Source organism: Pedobacter sp. UYP24 (genome assembly GCF_054057295.1).
This window is the reverse complement of record NZ_JBSRZD010000010.1, coordinates 77,726-103,093: the sequence shown is the minus strand read 5'-3', so window position 1 is coordinate 103,093 and position 25,368 is coordinate 77,726. Positions and strand designations below refer to the sequence as shown.

Annotated in this window: 18 protein-coding genes; 6 read left to right on the top strand and 12 right to left on the bottom strand. The window is 38.1% G+C overall.

Annotated features, from left to right (window positions below):
- Nucleotides 1-96: 96 nt before the first annotated feature.
- From ACVWYN_RS15815 to ACVWYN_RS15800, 4 genes are all read right to left on the bottom strand, one after another.
- A complete protein-coding gene (locus ACVWYN_RS15815) occupies nt 97-2,817 on the bottom strand; it encodes an alkaline phosphatase family protein (RefSeq protein WP_457289849.1) in 2,721 nt (906 codons plus the stop codon).
- Between the two features lie 137 nt (nt 2,818-2,954).
- Nucleotides 2,955-3,734 (bottom strand): hypothetical protein, encoded by a 780-nt coding sequence (locus ACVWYN_RS15810; protein WP_457289848.1) that lies wholly within the window; start codon nt 3,732-3,734, stop codon nt 2,955-2,957.
- Nucleotides 3,735-4,002: 268 nt separating this feature from the next.
- On the bottom strand, nt 4,003-5,862 hold the full coding sequence (locus ACVWYN_RS15805; RefSeq protein ID WP_457289847.1) for an MGH1-like glycoside hydrolase domain-containing protein: 1,860 nt from the start codon (nt 5,860-5,862) through the stop codon (nt 4,003-4,005).
- A gap of 38 nt (nt 5,863-5,900) precedes the next feature.
- A complete protein-coding gene (locus ACVWYN_RS15800; protein WP_457289846.1) occupies nt 5,901-7,760 on the bottom strand; it encodes a family 43 glycosylhydrolase in 1,860 nt (619 codons plus the stop codon).
- A gap of 483 nt (nt 7,761-8,243) precedes the next feature.
- Between ACVWYN_RS15800 and glgP the strand changes: the two genes are divergently transcribed.
- Nucleotides 8,244-9,902: an alpha-glucan family phosphorylase gene (gene glgP / locus ACVWYN_RS15795; RefSeq protein WP_457289845.1), complete on the top strand. Its 1,659-nt coding sequence runs from the start codon at nt 8,244-8,246 to the stop codon at nt 9,900-9,902.
- A 19-nt stretch (nt 9,903-9,921) separates the two neighbouring features.
- Here glgP and msrA read toward each other — a convergent pair whose 3' ends face one another.
- The 3 genes from msrA to ACVWYN_RS15780 all read right to left on the bottom strand — a co-directional run bounded on the left by msrA (nt 9,922) and on the right by ACVWYN_RS15780 (nt 13,739).
- Nucleotides 9,922-10,578 (bottom strand): peptide-methionine (S)-S-oxide reductase MsrA, encoded by a 657-nt coding sequence (msrA, locus tag ACVWYN_RS15790; RefSeq protein ID WP_457289844.1) that lies wholly within the window; start codon nt 10,576-10,578, stop codon nt 9,922-9,924.
- An 11-nt stretch (nt 10,579-10,589) separates the two neighbouring features.
- Nucleotides 10,590-11,099 carry a peptide-methionine (R)-S-oxide reductase MsrB gene (msrB, locus tag ACVWYN_RS15785; protein WP_457289843.1) on the bottom strand — a complete coding sequence of 170 codons (510 nt, stop codon included), beginning with the start codon at nt 11,097-11,099 and terminating at the stop codon, nt 10,590-10,592.
- Between the two features lie 717 nt (nt 11,100-11,816).
- Nucleotides 11,817-13,739 carry an SPFH domain-containing protein gene (locus ACVWYN_RS15780; protein ID WP_457289842.1) on the bottom strand — a complete coding sequence of 641 codons (1,923 nt, stop codon included), beginning with the start codon at nt 13,737-13,739 and terminating at the stop codon, nt 11,817-11,819.
- Nucleotides 13,740-14,092: 353 nt separating this feature from the next.
- On the opposite strand from ACVWYN_RS15780, the gene ACVWYN_RS15775 reads away from it, so the two are divergent.
- Together ACVWYN_RS15775 and ACVWYN_RS15770 are read left to right on the top strand one after the other, a co-directional pair.
- Nucleotides 14,093-14,974 (top strand): SDR family NAD(P)-dependent oxidoreductase, encoded by an 882-nt coding sequence (locus tag ACVWYN_RS15775; protein WP_457289841.1) that lies wholly within the window; start codon nt 14,093-14,095, stop codon nt 14,972-14,974.
- 86 nt (nt 14,975-15,060) lie between these two features.
- Complete coding sequence (locus ACVWYN_RS15770) at nt 15,061-15,981, top strand: helix-turn-helix domain-containing protein (RefSeq protein ID WP_457289840.1); 921 nt, start codon at nt 15,061-15,063, stop codon at nt 15,979-15,981.
- 82 nt (nt 15,982-16,063) lie between these two features.
- Here the strand turns inward: ACVWYN_RS15770 and ACVWYN_RS15765 are convergent, their stop codons facing one another.
- Nucleotides 16,064-17,038 carry a GlxA family transcriptional regulator gene (locus ACVWYN_RS15765; RefSeq protein ID WP_457289839.1) on the bottom strand — a complete coding sequence of 325 codons (975 nt, stop codon included), beginning with the start codon at nt 17,036-17,038 and terminating at the stop codon, nt 16,064-16,066.
- Between the two features lie 206 nt (nt 17,039-17,244).
- Here ACVWYN_RS15765 and ACVWYN_RS15760 point away from each other — a divergent pair, with 206 nt between their 5' ends.
- A complete protein-coding gene (locus ACVWYN_RS15760; protein ID WP_457289838.1) occupies nt 17,245-18,156 on the top strand; it encodes an SRPBCC family protein in 912 nt (303 codons plus the stop codon).
- Here ACVWYN_RS15760 and ACVWYN_RS15755 read toward each other — a convergent pair whose 3' ends face one another.
- The gene (locus tag ACVWYN_RS15755) at nt 18,157-18,351 is read right to left on the bottom strand and encodes a hypothetical protein (RefSeq protein ID WP_457289837.1); all 195 of its coding nucleotides are present in this window, start codon (nt 18,349-18,351) and stop codon (nt 18,157-18,159) included.
- 230 nt (nt 18,352-18,581) lie between these two features.
- Between ACVWYN_RS15755 and ACVWYN_RS15750 the strand changes: the two genes are divergently transcribed.
- Nucleotides 18,582-19,226: a Crp/Fnr family transcriptional regulator gene (locus ACVWYN_RS15750; protein WP_457289836.1), complete on the top strand. Its 645-nt coding sequence runs from the start codon at nt 18,582-18,584 to the stop codon at nt 19,224-19,226.
- 1 nt (nt 19,227) lies between these two features.
- On the top strand, nt 19,228-19,812 hold the full coding sequence (locus tag ACVWYN_RS15745) for a molybdenum cofactor guanylyltransferase (protein ID WP_457289835.1): 585 nt from the start codon (nt 19,228-19,230) through the stop codon (nt 19,810-19,812).
- Here ACVWYN_RS15745 and ACVWYN_RS15740 read toward each other — a convergent pair.
- Genes ACVWYN_RS15740 through ACVWYN_RS15730 form a run of 3 tightly spaced genes read right to left on the bottom strand, consistent with a single transcriptional unit; the run spans nt 19,807 to nt 25,366 of the window.
- Nucleotides 19,807-21,291: a rubredoxin gene (locus ACVWYN_RS15740; protein WP_457289834.1), complete on the bottom strand. Its 1,485-nt coding sequence runs from the start codon at nt 21,289-21,291 to the stop codon at nt 19,807-19,809. The genes ACVWYN_RS15745 and ACVWYN_RS15740 overlap by 6 nt on opposite strands.
- A gap of 1 nt (nt 21,292) precedes the next feature.
- Nucleotides 21,293-21,799 carry a nitrate reductase associated protein gene (locus ACVWYN_RS15735; protein ID WP_457289833.1) on the bottom strand — a complete coding sequence of 169 codons (507 nt, stop codon included), beginning with the start codon at nt 21,797-21,799 and terminating at the stop codon, nt 21,293-21,295.
- An 18-nt stretch (nt 21,800-21,817) separates the two neighbouring features.
- On the bottom strand, nt 21,818-25,366 hold the full coding sequence (locus tag ACVWYN_RS15730; protein ID WP_457289832.1) for a molybdopterin-dependent oxidoreductase: 3,549 nt from the start codon (nt 25,364-25,366) through the stop codon (nt 21,818-21,820).
- Nucleotides 25,367-25,368 lie beyond the last annotated feature (2 nt).

The following is a 25,368-nucleotide window of genomic DNA, read 5'->3' as shown; positions in this document are numbered from 1 at the left end:
TTAATACCAACATAAGATTACATATATCTAGTTGGGGCAAAAACAAAACAGGCAGCCATATGGGCCGCCTGTTTAAAAACCAACTCTTCTTGATAGTTAGTCGTCTGTATCTTTACCGGCAAAATTTGTAGGATAGGGTTTTTTGCCTTTAGCTGCAAACCAAAGGATGCGATTCATCACATCGTCGTTTCCACCATCTATATGATCGAACTCTGGGCGCAAAGATAGTTTGGCGTAATATAGGTTGGCCCCTTTTAATTTGGCTAAACCAGGGTTAATCCGGTCTATAGCAATTCTATTAGTTAGGCTTTGATAGGGTATAGTAATTTGCCGCTGGTTAAAACAGTTAAACATAGGCAGTGCTGTAGCATCCATTATATTCATTGGAGGTATGCCTAGAATTTGTTCTATAGAGCGTACCATGCTTACCTGGTTATAGTTTGTGCTTATTTTGTGTTGAAATACGCTATAGGGACTTATCACAAAACCTGTAGTTCTGTATGCAGATACATGATCCCATCCTGCTTGGGAATCATCTTCGGTTATAAAAATTACTGTATTCTTCCAGAAACGACTTTTGGTTACTGCCTCCACTATCTTACCCACGGCCAGGTCGTTATCGGCTACCATTGAGTTTGGAGTAGGCAGGCCGGGTCGTGTGCCAGCGGTATGGTCTGCTGATAAGGCCATCACCATTAACTGTGGTAAGGCATCACCGGGCTGTTTCTCATAATCTTTCAATTCTTTTATAAATGCCGATGCCCTAATTTGCTCAGTTATCCGGTGTTCATCAGATCCGGGGAAGTTTTGGGAAAGCATCGGACGTACACGCGATATCGTGCTGGTGTTGTTAAAATTAAATGGCTTGCCTGCTTTGTAGTTATTGTAAATGGATGTCCAGGTTTGTGAATTATCAAAATGTGGCTGACAAGCTTCACCGTAGATACGTACTGTTTTACCATGGTCGGCAGCGTTATTCCAAATAAAGCCATTACTGGCATATACTAAGGCATCTTCCTGCACATGCGGATAACTTCGAAACCAAGCCCTAACATTTTTTTCTACATAATCAGTCACCATGGCGGCGTCTGTCCATTGATGCCCTTCTGCAGAACATTTGCCCGATGCGTAATAGTTATCCAGCAGTAAAAATCTGCGGGCCAACTCATGCTGGTTGGGAGTAATGCTATCCCCATAGATACAAAGCGATTTATTGCCGTTGCCTTCAGGCATATCGCCCAAAACCTGATCATAAGTACGGTTCTCTTTAATAATATACAGCACATGATTAAAAAGCGATGGCTCTCCTATGCGTTCGGGCATTGGCTTAGCCACCACATTTTTCCGCGGAAGTAAACGGGCTATTTCCTGCCTGAAAGTAAGATTAAGCTCCTTTACCTTTTTGGTATATGCCTTTAAAGTAACGTCATCTGGGATGCTAATGATAGATACGGTGGCTTTTTGATGATGCGAATTAAAAGATTCCACATCATCGCCACCAGGGCGGTCTCCCCCGCTTAGCTCTTTACTCCCTACGCGTGCCCCTTCTCCTTCTAAATTTGTTACAAAAAGGTTATTTCCATCTATAGCCAAACCGCCGGGATAGGCTTCTGTTGGGATAAAACCTTTAACCTCGCTAGATCCGGAGCCCCTTTTTGCTACTTGGCTGCCTAATTTAACAACCGCCACCGCATTATCCATTCCGTTGGCTACATATAACGTAGTACCGTCAGGATCAATGGTTAGGGCATTTGGAGTATCGCCGATAAAGCTCTTTTTACCGGGCATCAGCTTAACGGGTATCGATTCAATATTTTGAAGCGTGCTGGTTGATATTACCGATACTTCATCGCTGTTACCGTTGGCTATGTATACAAATTGCCCATCGTTACTGGCAATTATTGCGTTAGGATGCAATCCAACTGTTATTTGTTTAATTGTGGCACCGGTTAAAGTATTGATCACAGAAACGGTACCCATTAATGTGGCACCTGTTTTTGGGTCTATATATGTTTTGCCATAAGGTACGCCTGCCGTTTCTTTGTTTAACGTATCAGTGGGTTGCGGACCGGCCCAATTGGTAACGTAAGCTTTATCTTTTACAATTACCAAACCATATGGTGCAACTCCTGTATTAACGCGGTAAACTGTTTTACGGGTGGTTAAATCTATTTTCACGAGTTGGTTATTCCCGTTTAATACCACATAAAGGTAGTCCTTGAAGTTTTCGGTGCTGATGGCTATCTCGTTTGGTAACGCCAATGGAGAAGGACTTTCGGGTTTAAATTCGATGGTATTTATTATGGTGATCTTTTGACCATCCCACCCTGCCTGAAAAACAAGAGAGCATGAGTTTTTACCGTTGGCTAAAGCAGCGCTCCAAAAGATATTTACCTTGCCGCTGATCTTGGCTACCTTCAGGCCCGAATAGGTGCTCATCAGGCCGCGGTATTTGCTGTCAGTATCGTAAGCCCAACGGGCAGTAAGCTTTTTTGTTACGGTATCTATTATAGCTATGCCATACCGGTCCTCTACCGCCAGTAAGGTTGTACCGTCTATCAATTTAACATCCATACTATGGTTTTCCAATTCTGGATTGCCAAAGCTTACCACTTTACCAACGGGATCTATCAGCCGGTTATAGGGCATCATCACCGGTAGAAGTTTATTGGTAAGCGTGCTATCGTCATAGGGGGAATGCATATTCCGCGCATCGTTATCGATCCTATTTCTTTTATCAAGAGCAGACTGGCAGCCGGTAAACGCGGCACAAGTTATAATAACCAACAATACTGAGAAAAGTGTTTTAACGCGCATATTGTAAAATTACAAATTACTAGATCTAATATGTTTTTAAACAGCAATTAATGTTAATTTATCAATAGCGTCTTAAACGATTAAAAATAGTCAAGCTGCCCAACCATCGGCACTTATTTTATTTCAAAAGGACCAGTTTATTTAGCTGAAGATTTTACTAATTCATTTTTTAAAATATTGTAGTAGATGTAAGGATCATCGGCTGGATATTTATTGTACTTAATGTTCGTATCTTTTGTATCTGCTATACCCCAATTGATTGAATCACAAGTATCGTCATAAGAACCGTAAACACTGTATTCTTCGGCATGTTTTGCCCATTCTACCCTTCGCTGCCATTCAACCCCATCAATGTGACGCCATGTGTCATTAACAACGCCAGCGTTAGGAGAAACAAACCGAACTTTACCATTAACACTTTCAGAATAATTCCGGTATCCCCATCCATCACTTTTACCAGGAAGTATGGGATCATTAACTTGTGTAGTCCCAATATGAAACTTTGATAAATAAGTTTTCGAGCTTTCAGGTGCTTTATCATAACGTTCCCAATACATATCTGATGGCTGAAATGCGATGAGCATAGGTCTACCATCCCCAAATCCATATTTTCTGTAAGATGCATCCTGTGCCCACGTGTTCCATATTCTTTTTGCTTTTTCATTCCAATCAGAGAAAGATCCAGCGGCACCTATAAAAATAATAAACTGCATCTTTTTCTTGATGCAAACCTTTTGGATGTTATTTACCATGGGGCTGTAGATGTCCCAGTATTTGTTCCATTGGCTATCGTTGGTCATGTCTACAATTACAACATTAATACCTGCTGTTTTTATTTTTTGAAGCACATCATCCACTTGGCTAATATCATTATAATCATGCGCTGGATTCCACTTTCCATTTACCAAAAATTTCATACCTCTATTGTTTTCACGGCAACAAATAAGAATGTGGGCACATGGAACACCGGCCTTTGCACTTGGCATATAAATAGATAATGGAATTATTAGTAGGAGAATAACCCTGAAAACAAACGATGGCTTCATTTTAAAAATTTTGAGATTAATGGATATACTTTATTAAGAATTTTTTTCCAATATAGTTCGGATGTTCCAAATAGCTATCCTGTACTTACCTGATTGGTTCTCAATGCTGTAATCTATTTACGGAAATATATCCACGCTGTTATTTTTGATTTAAAGGTTGAAGCGGATTACCCATATAGCCGTCTTCCACAAAAGACATAAAACCCAGCAACGCCCCCCAATGATAAAACTTATCACTGTTTGGAACATCATCCCCTTCGCCGGTTTCTGCATTGTAATTTTCGTAAATGTACCGGTTGCTCGACCATGATTTTAAAAATAATTCTTTCGATTTGCTTATAATGTCTTTCCTTGCCTGAGGTAGGTTGTAATTTCTGATGCCCAAATAAACCAAAAAATTCAACGGTGCCCATATTCTTCCGCGCCAATAGGTATTGTCTTTGTAAGCCGTATCATTTCGCGGCGAAGATGGTAAGATCCATTTACCCCAAAATTCCTGCGGATTATAAAAATGTTCGGCCATCATTCTTTGCGCCTGCTGTTGTGAAGCTACTTTAGCAAGCATCGGGTAAAACAGCGTTGGTGATAGAAGGTAACTGAATTTTCCGGTTTCTAGATTTTTATTTAAAAACAACCCGAAAGGATCGCTCCATAAAGTTTTAAGCGATTTAGTATATTTTTCTGCACGAAGGTCTAGTTCTAAAACAATATCAGGCTTGTTCAGTTCTTTTGCAATATCAGATAGCGCCTGGCAATCTGCTATATACGTGCTCATCAAACCTACATCAGCTAACTTTTGAAGTTTAGTAGTACTGTCATATGGCGCATTATCATACATGGTAGAGTTATCCATTCCTGATTCCCATTTTGGAGCATCTTTGTTCACAAGATCTGATCCCCAAACCAAATATCCATCCACATCTCTTTTTTTAGGCCACCATCTATTCCAGGAAAGCAATTTATCAAACACATATTCCAGCAACCATTTTTCTTTGTACTTTTTATAAATTTCTTTTATGACTATGGAACCCACTGGTGGCTGAGAACGATCATTTGTTTTACCAAGCCCAGCGGCGTAATTGGGAATAAAGCCACTGTCAGTTATTTCATCAGTGATGGCAATGGCATTCGCATAAGCCAAGTTTTTATTATCTAAAGCAAACATCCAAGAGGCGAAATAAGTATCCCAGTCAAATATTACCCAGCCCTTAGCGTCTACGCTCCAGATGCGACTTACAGGGGCGATCACCCTATCATGTGTAGGTTCATAAATTACATCCCATGCCAATACGTTTTGCATTGGTTTGTACAATTCCTCGTCACTTGCATACTTCTTATAAGTTAGTAACAAACTATTCCTCGCATGCGCGATGTTTGCTTTAATCTGATCAACAGTTTGTTTTTTACCAATACTTATACCCACAGCTTTACCAAGATTAACTTCTTGATAAAGGGAATCTTTATGGCTAGCCATCACAATGCTGTTACTAAAAATTTTAAAATTACCAGAAGGTATTTTAGCAGCAAAACCCTCGGTCGTTTTAACTATTTTTCCTTTTCTACCCCAAAGCATTTCAGGACGAATAATCATTAGGTTTGATTTATTTTTATTCAAAGGAGTAATTAAAATTACTTGGTCGTTCCCACTTGCTGCACTTTCTATTTTTAATTTAACTCCTTTCCATTCGATTGTTAATTCTGTGTAAGAGCCATTAAAACTATGAAGTCCCGGCCTAATTGTTTCTACATTTTTACCTCTGCGGCCTATTAGTGATTCTCTTAAAATATCACCCGACTTACCATCTTTCAATTCAAGATTTAATGCTAATCCAGCTGGTAAAATAACGTGTGATAAAACACTCCGTGTATTCCAGGTATTCCAACCTGAAGCCAATTTAGCTTTCAATTTAGCATATTCTTGGGCAGGATTTTCCTGTTGTGCGTAACTTTGAAGCACTATAAATGATAGGAGTATTGCAAATACAAATTTTATTTTCATAGTAATTAAAAAATGAGTTATGTCCTTTTTTGAATATTTTAATAACTAGTCCACGTAACTAATCCTGCATCAACAAATTGATCAATACCATCTTTGTGGCAATGAATTGCGATAACATTTGGTCGATTATTTTTAATGGCTCGTTTAGCCGCATCATTTATTTTTTGCAACGAGTATTTATTAAACCCCTCCATGCCACAAGCCTCTACCCCATTGATGTATATTTCGACATTGCTGTTATGGTTTACACTTAGCACTAAATTCTCTAATTCTGCAGAAGAAAGATGTCCAAAATTTATTTTCTTACGAAGCCATATTTCATCCGAAATCCAAGCTGTATTACCAGCCTTCCCAAAGCCACTTTGTCCACTTTTCCATGACGTATCATCAAAAGAAATTTGATCCCATCCCGCCAAGGGCTTGTTAAAAGAATATTTCCATTCCACACTTTTAACTTCCTGGGAAGGCAAAATAACTTTTGCTCTTGCATTGCCTCTAACAGGCAAAACTCTACCTCCATTCTCTAATTGAAACTTCACTAGGGTCGGCGTTATATAAATGTTTGAAATATCATCTGAGCCAAACATAGTTCCCCAGATTTGACCACGTTTATCTTTAAACAAGCTGCTATGTCCACCGTGCCGCAATGCAAGCCAACTGTTGGTGTATGGGCCATAAATATTGTCGGCTACTGCAATATTTAAATCATAAGTATATTTACCCATATCTTCGTTCCCCTTTGCAGAGTACAAATAATATTTATTATTTAACTTAAGCATTCCTGAACCTTCAAAGCCTACGGTTTTTCCATCAAAAGTCTTTAAATCTCGAAAAGGTTCTGCAAAGCCTGTCATGCTATCATTCATTAAAGCAATGAGACAATGATTTCTAAGAAAATAAACCTTATCGTTTTCTTCAAACAGTGACCCATCAATTCCTTCAGTTATTGGGCCATCAGTTACTTTTGTATAGGGACCTTCTGGTCTGCCAGAAATGCTTTTAATTAAACCTGTTCTTATTCCTTGTGGTGCAAATGTGCCCATGCTATAAACCATATACCAATTTTTCATTTTATTGATATAATGAATTTCAGGAGCCCAGAGTGGCCGCCTGCCTTTCTCATCATATGCTTTTTCCCAGGTGCCATTTTTTTCAATACTCCAAACTAAGCCAACATGCGTCCAATTTTTAAGATCAGTAGATTTCCAAAGATGCAAACCATCATTATGATCCCAGGCATTCTTATGGGAAATAGCCCCATCGAGATAGCAACTTGTATGTACCATATAGTAAACACCGTCAGGACCTACTGTAACTTCTGGGTCGCGACCAATAACATCAGTCATTACACGAATCGGTGGCAACTCTGCACCTTCAGGTATGAATGCAGTGGAAGGAATAATTTGATATGTTTGACTTTTATTTTGCCATGCGAGTTTACAAACTGTCTCTTTGGTAGTTGACAAATGTGTTCTAAATCGATACTGAACTCCTTTAGTCAGACTAATGGTTCCGGATGACTTTGCTGAAGAAGACAGCATCGAATGATTGATAATTAGGCTGTCATTTACCCATAACTTATAGTCGCCAAGTGTTTCTATTTCAAAGGTGTAAGGCCCAGAATAATCAGGGATAATATAGCCTAACCATTTAACCGAAAAATTATTCCCACTTATTCTTTTATCAGGACTTTGATTAACCCAATTAAAATTTATAGTGGTATCACGGCGCATGAAAACAGAATCTTTAAAACCAGCCCGATTAAAATAAGTTCCTTGTAATCCTTTTTGATCAAATGATTGAGCACTACAATTTAAACTGAAAAAAACGCTCCAAAAAAACAATAATGATATTAAAAATAGCGGTTGGATAGTATTGAACTTGCTTATTGTTTTCATATTCTAATTCATAGTATAATCATAATCAATCTTTTCAGACGATAAATAGCTATTGAGTATTCGTATTCCAGGTTAACCAGAAACACTTGTGATTTACAAAAAAAAATGACTTATTACAAACTAAGGCAATTGTTTTTTCATTATATTAATCTTTTTTCTCATTAAGGTCTTTTGTAATTAAAAAAAGAGAAGAAAATGAATAAAGCGTTGCGCATAATACCTTCTTTCAAAGTCCTATTTCTATGCTATCCATATAAGAGCCGTTTAAGAGGATTGTAAGAGCGTGTCTTGTCCTAAAACACCTTGGTTTAAGGATTTGAGATTGACTATAAATACAAATTTGGGAATGCCATTTCAGTTATACAACAACCCGACAGTTATTATCTGAATCAATATCCAAAGAGAACGGCCAAATGATGAAAATCACTTAACCAAATGCCCATCGTCAATAGCGATAACGAATTAAAAGTTTACGTTTGATCCATGAGCATTACCAGAAAAGATATATTCGGATATGAGCCCAATAGCGAATATTCGTTACCTGTTGCCTATTTTTCAATGGAGTATGCAATTGATCAGTCCCTAAAAATTTATAGCGGAGGGCTAGGGTTTTTATCAGGATCACATTTGCGTAGCGCATTTGATTTGAAGCAAAATTTAATTGGCATAGGAATATTGTGGAAGTACGGTTACTACGATCAAGAAAGGGATAGAAATGGGTTGATGAAACCTAATTTTATCGAAAAGAATTACTCATTTCTGCAGGACTCTGGTGTGCTGCTGACTGTACAGGTACACAATTCACCTGTTCATCTGCGGGCTTTCCTTCTTAAACCAGATACTTTCGGCTCTGCACCAATTTATTTGCTAAGCACTGATATTCCTGAAAACGATGAATTGTCGAGGTCAATAACCCATTGTCTTTATGACCCAAATGAAGCCACACGTATTGCACAAAGCATCGTTCTAGGCATAGGGGGCGCAATGTTACTGGATGAGCTGAATCTTACACCTGATATCTATCATTTGAATGAAGGTCATGGGGTAGCATTAAATTTTTATCTTTACGAGAAGTACAAAACACTTGCAGAAGTAAGAAAACGTGTGGTATTTACCACCCATACACCTGAAAAAGCAGGTAATGAAGAACATAGCTTTGACCTGCTCAATGAGATGTCCTTCTTCTATCACCTTAACCAGCAGGAAGTTCGGTTACTTTTAGGCATGGAAGTCGGTAATTTTAACTATACTCTGGCTGCTTTAAAATTTGCCCATAAGGCAAACGGTGTTTCTAAACTACACGCTGAGGTGGCCAGAAATATGTGGACCGGGCAGCAGGGTATATGTGAGATCATATCAATCACCAATGCGCAGAATAAAAATTATTGGGTAGATGAAATAATAGACCAAACTATTGCTAGAAACAATGAATTAGCTTTTAAAACCCGTAAAACAAACCTTAAAAAACAGCTTTTCAAAATAGTAGCCAACCAATGCGGCAAACTTTTTGACGAAAAAATACTAACCATTGTTTGGGCAAGGCGATTTGCTGGCTATAAGCGTGCCGATATAATTATGCGGAATTGGGAAAGGTTTCTAAAACTGAGTAATAGCACCCAATATCCCATACAAATCATCTGGGCAGGAAAACCATATCCTGAAGATTATGAAGGTATTGCGCTTTTCAACCAGATCATTACTAAAGTTAAAGCATTAGCCAATTGTGCAGTTTTGACCGGTTATGAATTGGAATTATCGGCTTGCTTAAAAAAGGGTGCTGATGTATGGCTTAATAACCCAAGAATGTATCATGAAGCGTCAGGTACGAGCGGAATGACAGCCGCTATGAATGGTGCCATTAATTTATCAATGCCAGATGGTTGGGTACCAGAGTTCGCCAAGGAAGGCGAAAACTGCTTTCTGATCCAGCCTTCAATGCTTGTTCAGTCTGAAGGTCAAACTGATAGCATTGAAAACAGCAACCTAATGGACAAATTAGAGAAAACGGTGTTACCCATGTACTATACCAATCATAAAAAATGGTTTAACATCCTCAAACAAGCAGCAGCTGATGTCAATCCAGAATTTGAATCAGCCAGAATGGTTAGGGAGTATTATGAATTAATGTACAAATGTACATAAAGTACCCACCGAATCACCCTTAATGCTTAAATTCAGGTTTTAAATAGGCATTCATATGATTACGAAGTTTCATTACCTTCGGACCAGATACATTTTTGATATATGAACTTCCTGGATGCGATTTATAATAGCCCTGATGGTAGTTTTCTGCAGCATAAATCACTTTAAAAGGCAAGACCTGCGTAACAATTGGATTCCCATAATGATGGGTTGCATTTACCCTCGCAATAGCTGTCTTTAGTATCTTTTCTTCTTCGGGGGTACGATAAAATGCAATTGACCGATAATCTTTACCCTCATCAGGCCCTTGCCTGTTTAACGTTGTTGGATCGTGTGCATAGAAAAATGCCTCGGCCAAACTTGCATAACTAATAACTTTTGAATCATAATAAACTTGAACAGATTCTGCATGACCGGTATTATCAGAAGAGACTTCTTGATAAGTTGGATTTTTAACTGTCCCACCAGCATAACCAGCCACAACTTTGGTTACGCCATTAAGTTCGCTTAATCCTTCAGACAAGCTCCAGAAACAACCACCCGCAAAAGTTGCTACCTTTTCATTTGCTTTAGGCACAGGTAAATTGGCAAATGCAAGATCCTGTTTTGACGTTTGTCCGTTTGCATAGGAAGTAAAAAACAATGCAGTTAACATCCATATTTTGTTGATTTTCATGATCTTTTATTTTATTTAGATGGTATAAATTTTAATGCGTAAGAATTCATGCAGTAACGTAAGCCTGTTGGTTTAGGGCCATCATCAAAAACATGTCCCAAATGTAAACCTGTTGATGCCTCTACTACTTCATTTCTAACCATACCGCCAGAATTATCGCTAACAACCTTTATGGCTTTTTCGTCAATAGGCTTGAAGAAACTTGGCCAGCCAGTACCAGATTCAAATTTAGTATCTGAAGTGAACAGAGGTTTACCTGTAGCCGCACTTACATAGACACCTTTTTTGTGGTTGTTCCAATAAGGATTATGGAATGGTGGTTCTGTTCCGCTGTTTACCATAATTTCATAAGTATTATTTGAAAGTGCTTTTTTCCAATAATCTTTAGATTTTGCCATTGGATATTTTGACTCCTTTTTTTGTTCAGCCATTTTGGAACCTCCATCGGCTTTATTATTTTGGCTGCAAGCATTCAATGCCAATGCCATAAATGGTATTATTAATAATCTTAATTTGCTCATAACCGTTTAGTCGTTAAATAATATAAAACCTTACAATAATAATTCAGCGTTTTATTGCATCGTTATTTACGCATAAATCAAGTCGTTAGTTTCAGATTATTCAATTAAATATCAGATTTTAAGTTTATTAAGAAACTAACTATTCCTCGTGGAGCACAGGAGAAAACTATTAAACAAAAATAATTTCAAAGAACTTTTTCACATGCATCACTGCTTGCTAACATCGCGTTGTATAATACAAATTTACCCAATGTTGATGTACTAAAAAAGGTCATATGACATCACTTGGTACATCATTTGACTGTTTTTTGTACGTCATATGACATAAAAAAGGTACAAAGACAAGATTATCAACATCTTAAAATCCCACCTTTAAGTCTCTGTTAAAAGGGGAAAACTAAATGCCGTTAAAGGGTACAACGATAACAGAGTTCAGGAACTGCTTCGGAACATCTTCGATACTTAGACCATACTTCTCCACAAAAAGGTACCCGTTTTGTGGAGAAGTATGGTCTAAGTATGGTTTTAGTATAGTCTAAGTGTAGAAGTAGATATTTATCAGATAAAGCGCAAATTCAATTTTAGTATTTATTTATGCCGGGTTAGATACGATCAATTACCAAATGTTACAGCCAAAAATACCATAGATATATTCATATTAAAAGACCCCAGCGTTATGCCGGGGTCTTTGAACTTCAAAATTTCTACAATCCTCTTTTAGCTTGGATTGATTTCAGTAACCGTTACAATTTCCTTTCGCTTTTCAGGATCCATTAATTCCATTAGCCGGATGCCTAATAACCCATCCATCGCTGAACCTCCAGTGCCTCCAATTAGCACATCAGGGATTAACTTCACATTGCCTTTAGACAATTCCTCCGTAATCTTGTAACGGGTAAAATTCTCTCCACCAAGTGCTTTAACGGCAAGTTCATACGCTTGAGCAGTAGATTTACCCACTGCTAAAATTTTACCCGCTTCTGCGCTACCTGTCAAAGAAATTTGCTCAGCCTCTGCTGATGCCCTCAGCTTAATGGATTCAGAATCTGCCTGCGCACGGGCTTTGGTAGCTTCAGCTTCTGCATGGGCACGCATCTTTGTAGCTTCAGCCTCTGCGCCAACAGCAAGTTTTACACCGGCAGCATCCCCTTCAGCTTTTTTAACCGTGGCACTGGCAGTCCGCTCTGCTATCTCTACACTTTGTTGTGCTTTCACAATGTCCTTTTGCATATCAGCTATAGCGGTTTCTTTCTCCATACCCTGACGGGTCTCCTGTGCTTGTTTCTGGGTATTGTAAGTTACTTTCTGCTCCTCAGCAAGTTTCCGGTCGGTTAGCGTTTTCATTAGCGACTCTGGCGGCACAATATCTCCTATAAGTGTATCCACCGCATTCACATTATACTCATCCAACACCTTACGGATGTGTTCTTTTGCAGATTCCTGACGCTCTTTACGGGTACTTAGGAATGCAATTACATCACTATCCTGTGCCGAATTGCGGAAATAGTTACCAATTGTAGGCTCCAATACTTGCGATACCAGATTAACCATGTTACCAAAGCGCGCAATAACTTTAGGCGCTTCTGTAGTAGGTACATGGATAATTTGTGACACATCCAGATTAAATGGAAAACCATCCTTTGAACGTACAGTAATGGTGCACAGATTCTTATCCAGATTATGGGCTTCACTTCGGGCAGATGCCCAGTTCAATACCAGGTTAGTAGTTGGAACCAGTTCCACTTTCATGATATATTTATTGATGGGGTATTTGCCAGGACCAAGTGGCTCCAGCCATACTCCTTTTGAACCTTTGGCTACAATGTTGCCATGTTTAAAATCAACTCCAGTCAAATCATTTCCATCGTTGCCGATGTATGAAATTACCACACCTACGAAACCTATAGGAATTTCTGTCATAGGAATTTGTTCCAGTTGAATGGCCCAGGGATTTAGATTGTACGAACCAGCCAGAATTACCTGTGGTTGCAATCCGCGGTTTCCTCCTCGTTTAATAAACATGTCGAAGTCTTGAAAATTGTTGTGTCCTTCAATTAGCGATCCTGCAATCTGGTTAAGTTCAATGGGTAAACCATCAAGCGTTGTAACTATACCCACCATACTTTCCTGGATACGCACCATTTCAGTAACGGAAACCTGGAACAACAGTGTATTGATCCGGTAAGATCCAGAGGTGATGTATGAAGTTTGGCGGCCACGTTGTCCACCATTTTCAAGAAATGTAACTGCATCTTGATAATTGTCACAATCTACCCGCTGGCCCAGAATATTACCAGTAGGTATTTCAGCACCATCTTTAGCCATGATCAGTCCAATTTTACCTTCTGGAATAATAGTAAATTCTTCCATGGTAACCGCATACTGCCAAAACCACATCTTAAAGTACAAACCAGGGGCAAGCGACTTTCCTTGAAATCCAGCTTCTCCTCTAATGGCAATAATCCTTCCGTCAGGTAATTCCCGACCAGCCCCGACTAGTACAAACTTTTTTGTTACCAGTCCAATTCTATCTTCCGGAACGATGATCATTCCGAAAAAGAACCTTAAAATATATTTGTATAAACCTGCACACAACAGTGCCACTAAGACCCACCAGTAATTTAAAATAAGCGTTTCCATAATTGTATTATTTATCTTTTATAGCTTGAAAAACCATTGATCAAGCCCGATTTTGATATCAAATAAAGTGCTTTGTTACCACATTATTTACTTATTTTCAATATATATTTTCATCGATTTTAAGGCACCAAAGATGATTCAGGTGCGATTTTAGTAAAAATATCATCTGCACTTGATATTTTCGGAAATCAATTAGTAGAAGTCAGGAAAGTGGCCAATTTTAAGGCATTGATCAAACGCTATAATGCTGGATATGTAATTCTCGGTTAGCCTACAAAATTCCTCATTTAGACTACATTGCCCCTTACCCTGGAACTGATCTTTGTGGTGTTGATAATTTAAAACATAAGATCATGTCAAATCAAAATGAAACTTCAGCTTCCGTAGCAAAATCAGCTAACGGCGAAACCAATAAAGTGTGGTTTATTACGGGTGCCTCCCGTGGCTTTGGTAGCATATGGGCCGAGGCCGCACTTAAGCGTGGCGATAAGGTTGCCGCTACAGCTCGTAAACTGGAAAGTATAGCAGGTTTAAAGGAAAAGTACGGTGATAATGTGCTCACTTTGGAGCTGGATGTGACCAATCCGGAACAGGTTAAAGCAACGGTTGAGCAGGCTCATGCACATTTTGGCCGATTAGATATCGTACTAAACAATGCAGGTTATTCTCTTGTTGGTACTGTTGAGGAAGCCAATGCTGAAGACATTCGCGCACTTTATGAAACAAATGTAATTGGTCCCGTTGCGGTTATTCAGGCAGCCCTACCCCTGCTTAGAAAACAAGGAGGCGGTCATATATTAGGTACGTCGAGCAACCTTGGCCATGTAACCCTTCCCGTTATCGGTTATTACTGTTCTTCAAAATGGGCTTTTGAGGCAATTCACGAAAGTTTAGCTGCAGAGGTTAAGGCTTTTGGCATTAAAGTGACCATTATAGAACCGGGCGCTTATGCCACAGAATTTGGTAGTCAGGAATCGTTAAAATTTGCTGCCGGACTGGATATTTATACAGATTATAAAGCTCAATTTGTAGACAGTTTAAAAACTATGGAAAGAGGTGATCCTAATGCAACTCCTGATGCAATATTCAGTGTAGTAGATTCAGACAACCCACCATTAAGGTTCTTTTTAGGCAGCCATTGCTTACCGTCGGTACGTACCGCTTACAACGAAAGAATAGCCGTTTGGGAAGAGTGGGAACCCGTATCTAACGCTGCGCAGGGCGAATCAAAGTAATTCAGCCAAAGTAATAGTATTGATAAGTGAATAAAGATAGCCGATATTTAAAGTCTTATCGGTTATCTTTCCATAAATCCCTAAATATGAAACAAGAAGAATCTGCACCACATAAGTTCGATTCGCTAACAGCCGCTCATCTTTCCATGGGTTTACCAAAGCCTAAGCATCCTTTAATAGGTCTTATCAACGGTGCTATCGATCCAGTTGGACCAGGTGCCATGCTTAAAAGCCATATACTCAGCTTTTATAAGATATCCTATAAGCCAAAACTAAGCGGTAAGTTAAAGTACGGCCAGAGTTATTATGATTTTGATGAGGGCGGCTTGCTATTTGCCTCTCCAGGGCAATTAATTGGTAGTAATGATAATGATGGTAGTGTTTGTTCAGAATATACCCTGCTTATCCATCCAGATTTCTTTTCTGGTTACTCTTTAGCTAAGAAAATTAGGCAATATGGGTTCTTTTCCTATTCGGCAAATGAAACTTTGCATCTTTCAGATGAAGAAAAAGCCACTATATTTTCCATTTTTAGGTTAATTGAAGCCGAGTTGAACAGCAGGATAGATGATTTTAGTCAGGATGTGGTCATTGCCCAGATTGAATTATTGCTCAATTATGCAAACCGGTTTTACAAACGCCAGTTCATTACCCGAAAGGCGGTAAGCAACGACTTATTAGTAAAGCTGGAGGAACTTTTAGATGGATATTTTACAGAACAAAAGTCATTAAACAAGGGAATTCCCACAGTTCATTATCTTTCGGATCAACTGAATATATCACCGAGTTATTTAAGTGATATGCTCCGGTCTTTAACGGGGCAAAATGCGCAACAGCACATACACGACAAGCTTATTGAAAGGGCAAAAGAAAGGTTATCTACAACTAGCTTATCTGTTGGCGAAGTTGCTTATGAGTTGGGATTTGAACATCCACAGTCTTTTAGTAAATTGTTCAAGACAAAAACTAATCTATCGCCATTGGAATTTAGGAGGTCTTTTAATTAGAAAATATCCCTACTCAATGCTAACAGTCCATGTATCATGAAATTGCGTTAGACTAAAATGAATCTGCCGGTGAAGGCGGAACCTAGAGATTTTTGTTGTATTTGTTTTTGTATTCCAGCGGACTGATACCTGTAACCTTCCTAAATACCTCGCGGAAGGCTTTGACATCAGAATACCCTACTTCGTACATTACTTCGTTAACCGTTTTACGGTTGATTTCAAAAGCACGCTTTGCCCATTCTATTTTAACGCGCTGTAAATACTCCAACGGTGTATTTCCTGTAGCTTTGATAAACCTCCTGTCGAAATTTCGCCTGCCTACCGCAAATTTAGCAGATAGGAAATCTATTGCTATTTTTTGATGAAGGTTGCTCTCAATATACTTTTGTGCTTCCTTTACCATATCATCTGCGTGCTGTTTCTGCCCCTTAAATATGATAAATTCCTGCTGACTTTGTCTGTCCATCTCAATTTGGAAAACTTTTGAGCAATAGATGGCAGTTTGTCTGTCATAATACTTTTCTACAAGGTAGATCATTAAATTTAGGAACGAGTACGCTCCTCCATTGGTATAGATCCCATTTTCATCAGTTATCAATTTACCTTCCTGTAAGTTTACTTTTGGAAAACATTGTCTAAAGTTATCTGCCGCTATCCAATGTGTAGAACAGCTTTTACCATCAAGCAAACCAGTTGATGCCAGCAAATATGCACCTGTACATACACTTGCCACCTCTGCCCCATTCTTGTATTGCTGCTTAATCCATTGGATCAACTGTTCATTTTCCCTAACTGCCTGGTCATAGTTGTGGTTTAGTGAAGGAATAATGATCAGATCGGTCTTCGCTATGTTATCGATAGTAGTATGAGGTTTTACAGAAAAAAAATTGTTGTGAAACCCTACTTCAGCAACCGTTCCAGCAACCTGAACTTTAAATATAGATGGTTTGCCGCCGGCTTTCCAATAATCGTTAGCACGCGTAAGTATTTTATAGGCTCCTACGATACTACTTAAATTATTTTCGCCATTTGGTGCCAATATAGTAAGGTGTTTCATGGTTTTTTTTGATAAAGGTAAACAATGCTAATGTCCAAATCAACCCACTACAATGTCCATTTTACACCCTAATAGATAATTTATTTATATGATCTTTATTATACGCTTACACTTATATCAATCTGATGATAAAATCATACCTCTACTTAATAATCCCCGTTTTTATGCTTGTATCTACACCCCTTAACCAAAATAAAAATATAGCCATGAGCACATCTGATTTTACAACTACCTTTTTGGTAGATCAAACACCAACTGAAGTATTTAACGCAATTAATGACGTGACTGCCTGGTGGTCTGAAGATTTCAAAGGTCACTCTAAGAAACTTAACGACGAGTTTGAGGTTAGGTTTGGCGATGTACATTACTCTAAGCAGAAGTTGGTAGAAGTATTGCCAGACAAGAAGATAGTTTGGCTAATTACCGTTAGCCATTTAAGCTTTTTAAAAAACAAAACTGAATGGACGGGTACAAAGGTCATTTTTGAAATTGCCAAAGTGGGTAACAAAACACAGATACGCTTTACGCATGAAGGATTAACTCCTCAAATTGAATGCTACAAAGATTGTACAAATGGCTGGTCTCAATTTTTGCAAAACAGTTTAATTCCTTTAATTACTACAGGTAAGGGTAATCCTAATGTACTGGACAAAGAAGTGAAGGAAAAGACTGAAAAAGTAAAGGATTACCATACGTCATTTTCTGTAGATAAAAGCTCAAAAGAGGTATTTAATGCTGTTACCAATATGCGGGGATGGTGGTCGGAAGAGATAGAAGGTCCAACTGATCAACTTAACGCTGAATTTAACTACCACTATAAAGACGTTCATTCCTGTACAATGAAAATGGTAGAGCTTATACCCAATAAAAAGGTGGTTTGGCTAGTTACTAAAAATAACTTCAATTTTACGCTTGATAAGTCAGAGTGGATAGGTACAAAACTCAGTTTTGAAATAGCTGAAAAAGATGGAAAAACACTTTTGCATTTTACGCACATTGGTTTAGTTCCAGAATACGAATGCTTTGAGATTTGCAGAAACGCCTGGACAGATTATATAAATACAAGCCTTTACAATCTGATTACAACAGGTAAGGGTAAGCCCAACCCAAAGGGATAACTATTTAGTTATCAAAACAGTCTTTTTGTTAAATTTTACTACTTGTTTTTCGTCCATACGATCTATAACAAGTCTATATTGAGTAGGTTGTTCCTCTTTTTCTAGCAGTACGCCGAGGTTAACAATTTTTGCCCCAATTGGGATTTCAGAAATAAGATAGCGCTTTAATTTCGAAAGATCGCGTGGTAGTCTCATGCAAAAGGATTTTGGTTGCGTTAAAGTATGTGTAAGAGTACTTATTCCAAAGATAGCAAAAGTGAATGATTAAATCATTCAAATTCGTATTTCCGTTAGCTTCCTTAAGCTCATAATTTTTTATATTTGTTAGCTTAGATTTGAGCCTTGATCATCAAATTTTAATTTTATTAATATAGTTCAAATTAAAGATGAAAAAAAATACCAGTTGCGATCTTCAAACATGCTTTATGTGCAAACTCTCACTTAAGGAATGGCATCCTGCAATTGCTAGCAATAAGCAAAATTTTATTGCCAAAAAGGGAGAGGTTATTATAAAAGAGGGAGATCCGGTAAGTGGCGTTTATTTTGTTACATCGGGGAATGTTAAAGTTCACAAGCAATGGGGCGACAAGGAACTTATACTACGTTTCGCTAACAAAGGGGCTATTTTTGGCCATCGGGGAATTACTAGTAACACGTCTATTTATCCAATATCTGCAACTGCTTTAGAAACCACCAGTTTCTGTTTTGTTGATATAGAATTTTTTAAAACTACGGTTAAAGTAAACCAGGAGTTTGCGTACGCCTTATTGATGTTTTATGCAGATGAACTTCATACTTCAGAAAAAAAAATGAGAGATCTGGCATTGATGTCTGTTAAAGGCAGACTAGCAAATGCCATTTTGGGCCTTAAAAATCAGTTTGGGCTTAATGAAGATGGTTATTTGAATTTAACTTTAAGCAGGCAGGATCTTGCAGCTTATACAGGTGCTACTTATGAAACGGTTTTTAGAACAATGAATGAGCTACTTCTTGATAAGCTTATCGTGGTAAAAGATAAAGCGATCGGAATTCTTGATGAAGAGGGACTTATTAATTTGAGTAATAAATAATATGCTTGGTATTGTATTATGTGGAGGACAAAGCCTGCGAATGGGTAGTGACAAGGGAACGCTGAGTCATCTGGACAAACTTTGGGCAAAGATAGCAGCAGATAAAATTACCGAGTTTAATATTCCTGTAAAATTCTCTGTAAATCCCACCCAGATAGCGTTATATGCTGGTTATTTTAGTGATGAAAAGCTAGTTATTGATCATACATCTCTCGAAATAAAAGGCCCTTTATTAGGTCTGTTATCAGCCCATATATCCGAACCATTATCTGATTTATTGATACTAGCTTGCGATATGTTGAATATGGAAAGCAGGTTATTGGAAGTACTTATAAATACATTTAATGCATCCCCCTCTTTTGAAGCTTACATTTTTACTAAGGATGGTCAACAAGAACCTTTATGTGGAATATATACAGGAAAGGGTCTGGAGAAAATTCTACATACCATGCAAACAAAGGGACTAGCGAAACAAAGCATGAAATTTATACTTGAAAATCTGAATGTTAATGAAATTGAAGTTAACGAAGCAGATTACCATTTGTTCAAGAACTTTAACGCTCATGCTGAAATAAATGGTTTATAAAAGCTGTAAAGAAGCCTGATCAATTTTCATAAAATTAGACTTATCACTTTCGCAAACTGAACAGCAGAAGGTTTCTTCCAAATTTTTAAATAAGGTGCCCGGCTCAATACCTTGCGCAGGTTCTCCAAGAGATTCATTGTAAACAGTAAAGCAACTCTTGCACTGATAAACAAAAGTATCTGATGGCTCAGGGCTTTCCTGCTTGGCTGGCCATAATTTTTGTTTGTTAGTTTCAAGATTGCTTATTCTGTGTTTATGAAATTTATGGATCGCGCGGCTTAATTGCTCTGGCAGCAACGAGCGTGGATTATTCTTGCTGTAAATTTCGCCGGTTCTTTCGTTAGGATTAAAATTTCTCGCGCACAATATATCGTAAACTGGTAGCATTCTAAACCAATACAGGTTAACCAGGTAATGTTTACGAATGAGGATGTTACTGAAAACCTCACTTTTTCTTCGGGTCTTAATTCCAAAACAAATACCGAAGGTTCTAGTATCATCAATACTAAGGTGCTTTACCAGAAATGTTTTCAAAGCCAGTCCGTCTGTACAGTTGTCTTCAACTTGAAAGTTCAACTCATTTGCAGCGTGTCGCATGTTTAGTCCAAACTCTTCCAGCAATACATTCCATTTTTTTTTGTCTACTTCTTCTATACCCTTTACAATGATGGTTTTCCATGAGGTACAGCAAAGCTGTCCAAGTTTAGTATCTAAACAGAGTTGACACAGTCGCTTTAAAAATGCAACACTAAACAATTCATCTCTCCGATAAACTCCCAGCCAATATTTATTGTTATTATACTTATTTAAACCCTCGTAATACGGCAAATTAAACGTAGATAAGGACACCTCGTGTTCTGCTACTTTTAAAACTAGATTTTCGGTTTCTAGCAGATTAAATAGGTCTTCGCCCTGTGCCTGCTCGTTACCAATAAACTGCATTTTATCACTAAGTATGATACGTTCTAATTCCTTAGTCACTTTAGCAATGTGATTTGTATAGCAAAGCTGTTTCCATTCGCACGTTACATTAGTTTTTGGAAACCTTACAATTAAATGCCAATAATGTTCAGCCTGTGCCGAAGCTACCCAGTTGATATTACCAGTAAGCATGGGCGCAAAGCTTTGATCACTGTCGCAAATGTTTACTTTAATCCGAGGCTTGAAATCTATGTAGTCCAGTATATCCTTATAAACCCCTTCTGTTAGCCAGCTTTTACGTGCAAATATTTCTTCTGCTGGATAAGAACTAATAATATTTGGGTAATTATCCTCTCCTACTTCATACGCCACACCCAACTTTTCTAGTTCTATTTCTAGTGTGCTAATATTATAGTTAGCTGCATCTATCAGTAACTGCTGCCGAAGCCCGAAACGAACAAATAGAGTTTTCGCCTTTGTGGCAGCTAAAAGAATATCGTTTAGCATACCTGGTGAAATGATTCCTCCTGGAAAATTAATAATGATGGTTTGATCCATTTTATAATGTTATTAGGCCAAATTCTGCTACTGCAACGGGGAAATTTTTATTCTCGTGACCAGGTCTACATAATTTTAAAAGTGCAAACCTCTGAATATTGGTTAAACTTTGCCATTGCGCCAAATTGATCCTTATGTTTAATTCTGCAGATTTCTCCCTTAGTGTTTGCGGAATACGAATCAGGTTTGCCCAATCTGGGTGGCTCTCTACTTTCAGTTCAGTTCCTGGCTTTCCTGTATGGCCTGCAATTAGGTTCTGCAAATATTCACGATAATTAAGAATCTGAACTTTTGTAGCTATTGGAAGTAGCGCTAGTTCAATTCTTTCGTCGCAATAGAAGCGTGACCATTCTGCAAGCTTTAGCTTGATACCTGCAATATCCATTTTAAAACGAACTATCATTGGTATACATCTAACGTTTTCTTCTATGAAATCCTCTTCGAACTTAAAATATTCAATTCCCTTTAGGTCTTTAAATTCTGAAGGCGTGAGTTTTATATTAACCATGATTATATACTTTGTTGATTACACTGCTACTTCAAGCGCAATGTCCACTTTCATAACATTTATAAAGGTATCAAGAATCGCTTTAACTTCTGGTCTGCAGCTTCCACAACCCATACCTGCACCAGTTAATTGACAAAGCTGCAAATGATCTTTACATCCTTCGTTTATTTTATTAATGATATTCCCCTCCCCTACATTATTACAGCTACAAACTGTTTTCCCAATTAGAGGTTCAGTTGCTTTTCCACTACGTAATAGCTGAAGCCGCTTTTCGCTTAACTCCATTTTGTTCTCAATCAAACTTCTGAATTCTAAAAACTCGGTTTTATCGCCAATAAGTATTGCGCCAACTAATCTGTCATTATGTACAATACATTTTTTATAGTAACGCTTGGCCCGGTCTATAAAAACAATTTCCTCGTAGGTTGGGTCATTTGCAGGTGTTTCTGCCAACCCTAAAGAACAAAGTGCTAAACTGTGCATTTTCAAAATATTCATCAACAAACTCCCTTGATAAAATTTAGCAATGTCACCGCATATAAACCTGGCAACGGTTTCGGCCTGCTGTTCAGCTGCCGCTGTAATTCCGTACATCTGACCGTTAAATTCTGCAATTTCTCCAATGGCATAAACATCTTTTTCACTCGTCCTCAAGTAATCATCTACCACTACTCCTCTTTTGCAATTTATTCCAGCATCTTTTATTAATTCTATATTGGGAACAGTACCTATTGCAATAACTAATGTTTCGCAACTAATTAGCGAACCACTCTTTAATCTTATTCCCGACAAATCTTTATCACCCATTACCCTATCTACTTCATCATTGTAGAAAATTTCAATACCCTTACTAATCAGTTCTTCATGTAGTAATTGGCTTCCAAGCGAATCTAGTTGACGTCCCATTAATCTGGAAATTCGCTGAATGATAACCACTTTGACACCTTTTTCTGTAAGAGCAGAAGCAAGTTCAATGCCCAATAGTCCACCGCCAACTATCGCCACTTTTCCATTTGCACTTACAGTATGCTTTTTAAAATTATCTGCATCGTTGCGACTACGCATCGTAAATATACCTTTTAAATCTGGCAGGTCTTTAAGCATAAATGCCCTGCTTCCAGTGGCCAGAACAAGTATATCGTATCGATGAATACTACCATTGCTGTCTACAACGGTTTTACCAGTTTTATTAATCTTTTCTATCCCGGTTCCACGATGTAATTTAATGCGATATTCCGTTTCTTCGTCATCGCTCATTTTAATCAGGCTATCCCAGGGTAAAGTGCCAATAATATAATCTGGAAGCAATACGCGATTATAAAACGGATAGGACTCCTTGCTAAATATTTCTATTTCATCTTCGCTATTTAGCGACCTGAAGCTTTTAACGAAACCACAGGCACCTGCACCAGCCCCGATAACAATAATTTTTTGCCTGCCCTTTTTGTACAATTTTACTTCAACCGCACTAAACTTAAAATCTGGCTCTTTGCTAAGGGGATCGATTAGATTATTGGTTAAGTTATTTACACGGTTTAGATCACTTTTAAGAATTTTACCCCAATGCATAGGCATAAAAACGACACCTATTTTGATATCTTCTGATAATTTTGCCTTTACTCTTACATTTCCACGCAGATTTAATACTTCAACAAGATCATCGTTTTTAATATTCCTTAAGTGCGCATCATAAGGATTAATCTCTAAAAATGACTCGCTAATATGCTGATTTAGCTTATTTACCTTACCAGTCTTACTTCTGGTATGCCATTGGTCTCTAATCCTACCAGTTGTTAAAATAAGTGGATGGTCTGGCGTTAAAGATTCAGACTGGTTTTCTGCGTTGAAAGATAGAATATTTGCTTTTTTGTCTTCGGTGTAAAACTGTTGATCAGTAAATAACCTTGCCGTTCCAAATCCTGTATCACCTTTGGGATAAGGCCACTGAACAGCTTTTTTTTCCTTAAGTATTTTATAGTTCAACCCACTTATATCAATATTGGTTCCAGCTGTAAGTGCGGCGTGTTCGTCATAAATTTCAGAGGAATCTTTGAAATCAAAGCCCTTATATCCCATTTTCTTCGCAAAACGGCAAATGATCTCTGTATCGGCAAGAGCTTCTCCGGGTGCATCAATTATTTTATTAAGGTGGCTAATATACCTACCTGCGTTGGTCATTGTTCCTTCTTTTTCTGCCCAGGCAGCAGCCGGCAAAACAACATCTGCATAACTGATCGTCTCCAGTTTATTACTGATGTCCTGAACAACAACAAACTTTGCCATTTTAAGCCCAGCTTCCGCAGTTCTAACGTCTGGCAAGCTAATCAATGGATTTGTACATAGAATCCAGATTGCCTTAAGCTTTCCAGTATTCAGTTCGTCAAACATTTCTGTAGCAGTTAAGCCTGGTTTGGGCTGAATGCTTCCTAAAGGTATATTCCAAAACTGCTCTACTTCATTTCTATGAACTTCATTTTTCAAATTACGATGAGCAGGCAGCAAATTACTCAATCCTCCAACCTCCCTGCCTCCCATGGCATTTGGCTGTCCAGTAAGCGAAAAAGGGCCACTTCCAGGTTTCCCGATCTGTCCAGTAATTAGGTTTAGGTTAATTAAAGAGAGATTTTTGTTTGTACCAATTACACTTTGATTGAGCCCCATTGTCCACATGGTGATAAAACCTTTAGCATTACCTATATAAGAAGCTGCTAGCCGAATATAACCTTCGTCTACACCGCAAATTAAAGCAGCTTCTGCTAATGATGTATCAAACACTTTTGAACGATATTCCTCGAACCCATTAGTGTTTTGGTTAATGAAATTTTGATCAATATTTCCAAGTTCAATTAAACATCTTCCAATTGCATGATGGAGGGTAATATCAGTCCCAGGATTGAGCTGCAAATGCACATCTGCTAATGCGCAGGTTTGTGTCCTTCGTGGATCGCTAACAATTATTTTGAGGTTAGGATTATTTTGCTTTGCAGCTTCTACACGACGCCATAAAATAGGATGACACCATGCGGGATTTCCACCTGCAACAAAAATACAATCGGCAATTTCAATGTCATCATAACTAATTGGGACAGTGTCCTCTCCTAAGCTCATTTTATAACCTACAACCGCACTGCTCATGCACAAACGACTATTGGTATCTATATTGTTGCTACCAATAAAGCCCTTAACAAGTTTATTAACAACATAATATTCTTCCGTTAAACATTGACCGCTAGCATAAAATGCAACACTATCAGGCCCATGTTTATTAATCAATGCCTTAAAAACTGCAGCAGTTCTTTCCAGAGCAGTATCCCAACTAACCCTTTGAAGCGGCATACTTTTATTATAACGCATTTGAGGATAAAGCAGCCTATCACCTTTATCATTTGCAGTGTAGTGCAAGTTCATACCTTTACTACATAGCATACCCTTATTTACCGGATGTGAATGATCTCCTTCAACGGTGATTCTCCCCTGAACATCTTTGTTTACTACAATACCACAGCCTACGCCGCAATAGCAGCAGGTTGTGGTATTCTTTGTTTTATTGTTCTTTCCTTCTTCCAAGA

Bases quoted from the DNA above. Each gene is read 5' to 3' on its own strand.
- ACVWYN_RS15815 (WP_457289849.1), bottom strand. From the start codon at position 2,817: ATGCGCGTTAAAACACTTTTCTCAGTATTGTTGGTTATTATAACTTGT.
- ACVWYN_RS15810 (WP_457289848.1), bottom strand. From the start codon at position 3,734: ATGAAATTTTTGGTAAATGGAAAGTGGAATCCAGCGCATGATTATAAT.
- ACVWYN_RS15805 (WP_457289847.1), bottom strand. From the start codon at position 5,862: ATGAAAATAAAATTTGTATTTGCAATACTCCTATCATTTATAGTGCTT.
- ACVWYN_RS15800 (WP_457289846.1), bottom strand. From the start codon at position 7,760: ATGAAAACAATAAGCAAGTTCAATACTATCCAACCGCTATTTTTAATA.
- glgP (WP_457289845.1), top strand. From the start codon at position 8,244: ATGAGCATTACCAGAAAAGATATATTCGGATATGAGCCCAATAGCGAA.
- msrA (WP_457289844.1), bottom strand. From the start codon at position 10,578: ATGAAAATCAACAAAATATGGATGTTAACTGCATTGTTTTTTACTTCC.
- msrB (WP_457289843.1), bottom strand. From the start codon at position 11,099: ATGAGCAAATTAAGATTATTAATAATACCATTTATGGCATTGGCATTG.
- ACVWYN_RS15780 (WP_457289842.1), bottom strand. From the start codon at position 13,739: ATGGAAACGCTTATTTTAAATTACTGGTGGGTCTTAGTGGCACTGTTG.
- ACVWYN_RS15775 (WP_457289841.1), top strand. From the start codon at position 14,093: ATGTCAAATCAAAATGAAACTTCAGCTTCCGTAGCAAAATCAGCTAAC.
- ACVWYN_RS15770 (WP_457289840.1), top strand. From the start codon at position 15,061: ATGAAACAAGAAGAATCTGCACCACATAAGTTCGATTCGCTAACAGCC.
- ACVWYN_RS15765 (WP_457289839.1), bottom strand. From the start codon at position 17,038: ATGAAACACCTTACTATATTGGCACCAAATGGCGAAAATAATTTAAGT.
- ACVWYN_RS15760 (WP_457289838.1), top strand. From the start codon at position 17,245: ATGAGCACATCTGATTTTACAACTACCTTTTTGGTAGATCAAACACCA.
- ACVWYN_RS15755 (WP_457289837.1), bottom strand. From the start codon at position 18,351: ATGAGACTACCACGCGATCTTTCGAAATTAAAGCGCTATCTTATTTCT.
- ACVWYN_RS15750 (WP_457289836.1), top strand. From the start codon at position 18,582: ATGTGCAAACTCTCACTTAAGGAATGGCATCCTGCAATTGCTAGCAAT.
- ACVWYN_RS15745 (WP_457289835.1), top strand. From the start codon at position 19,228: ATGCTTGGTATTGTATTATGTGGAGGACAAAGCCTGCGAATGGGTAGT.
- ACVWYN_RS15740 (WP_457289834.1), bottom strand. From the start codon at position 21,291: ATGGATCAAACCATCATTATTAATTTTCCAGGAGGAATCATTTCACCA.
- ACVWYN_RS15735 (WP_457289833.1), bottom strand. From the start codon at position 21,799: ATGGTTAATATAAAACTCACGCCTTCAGAATTTAAAGACCTAAAGGGA.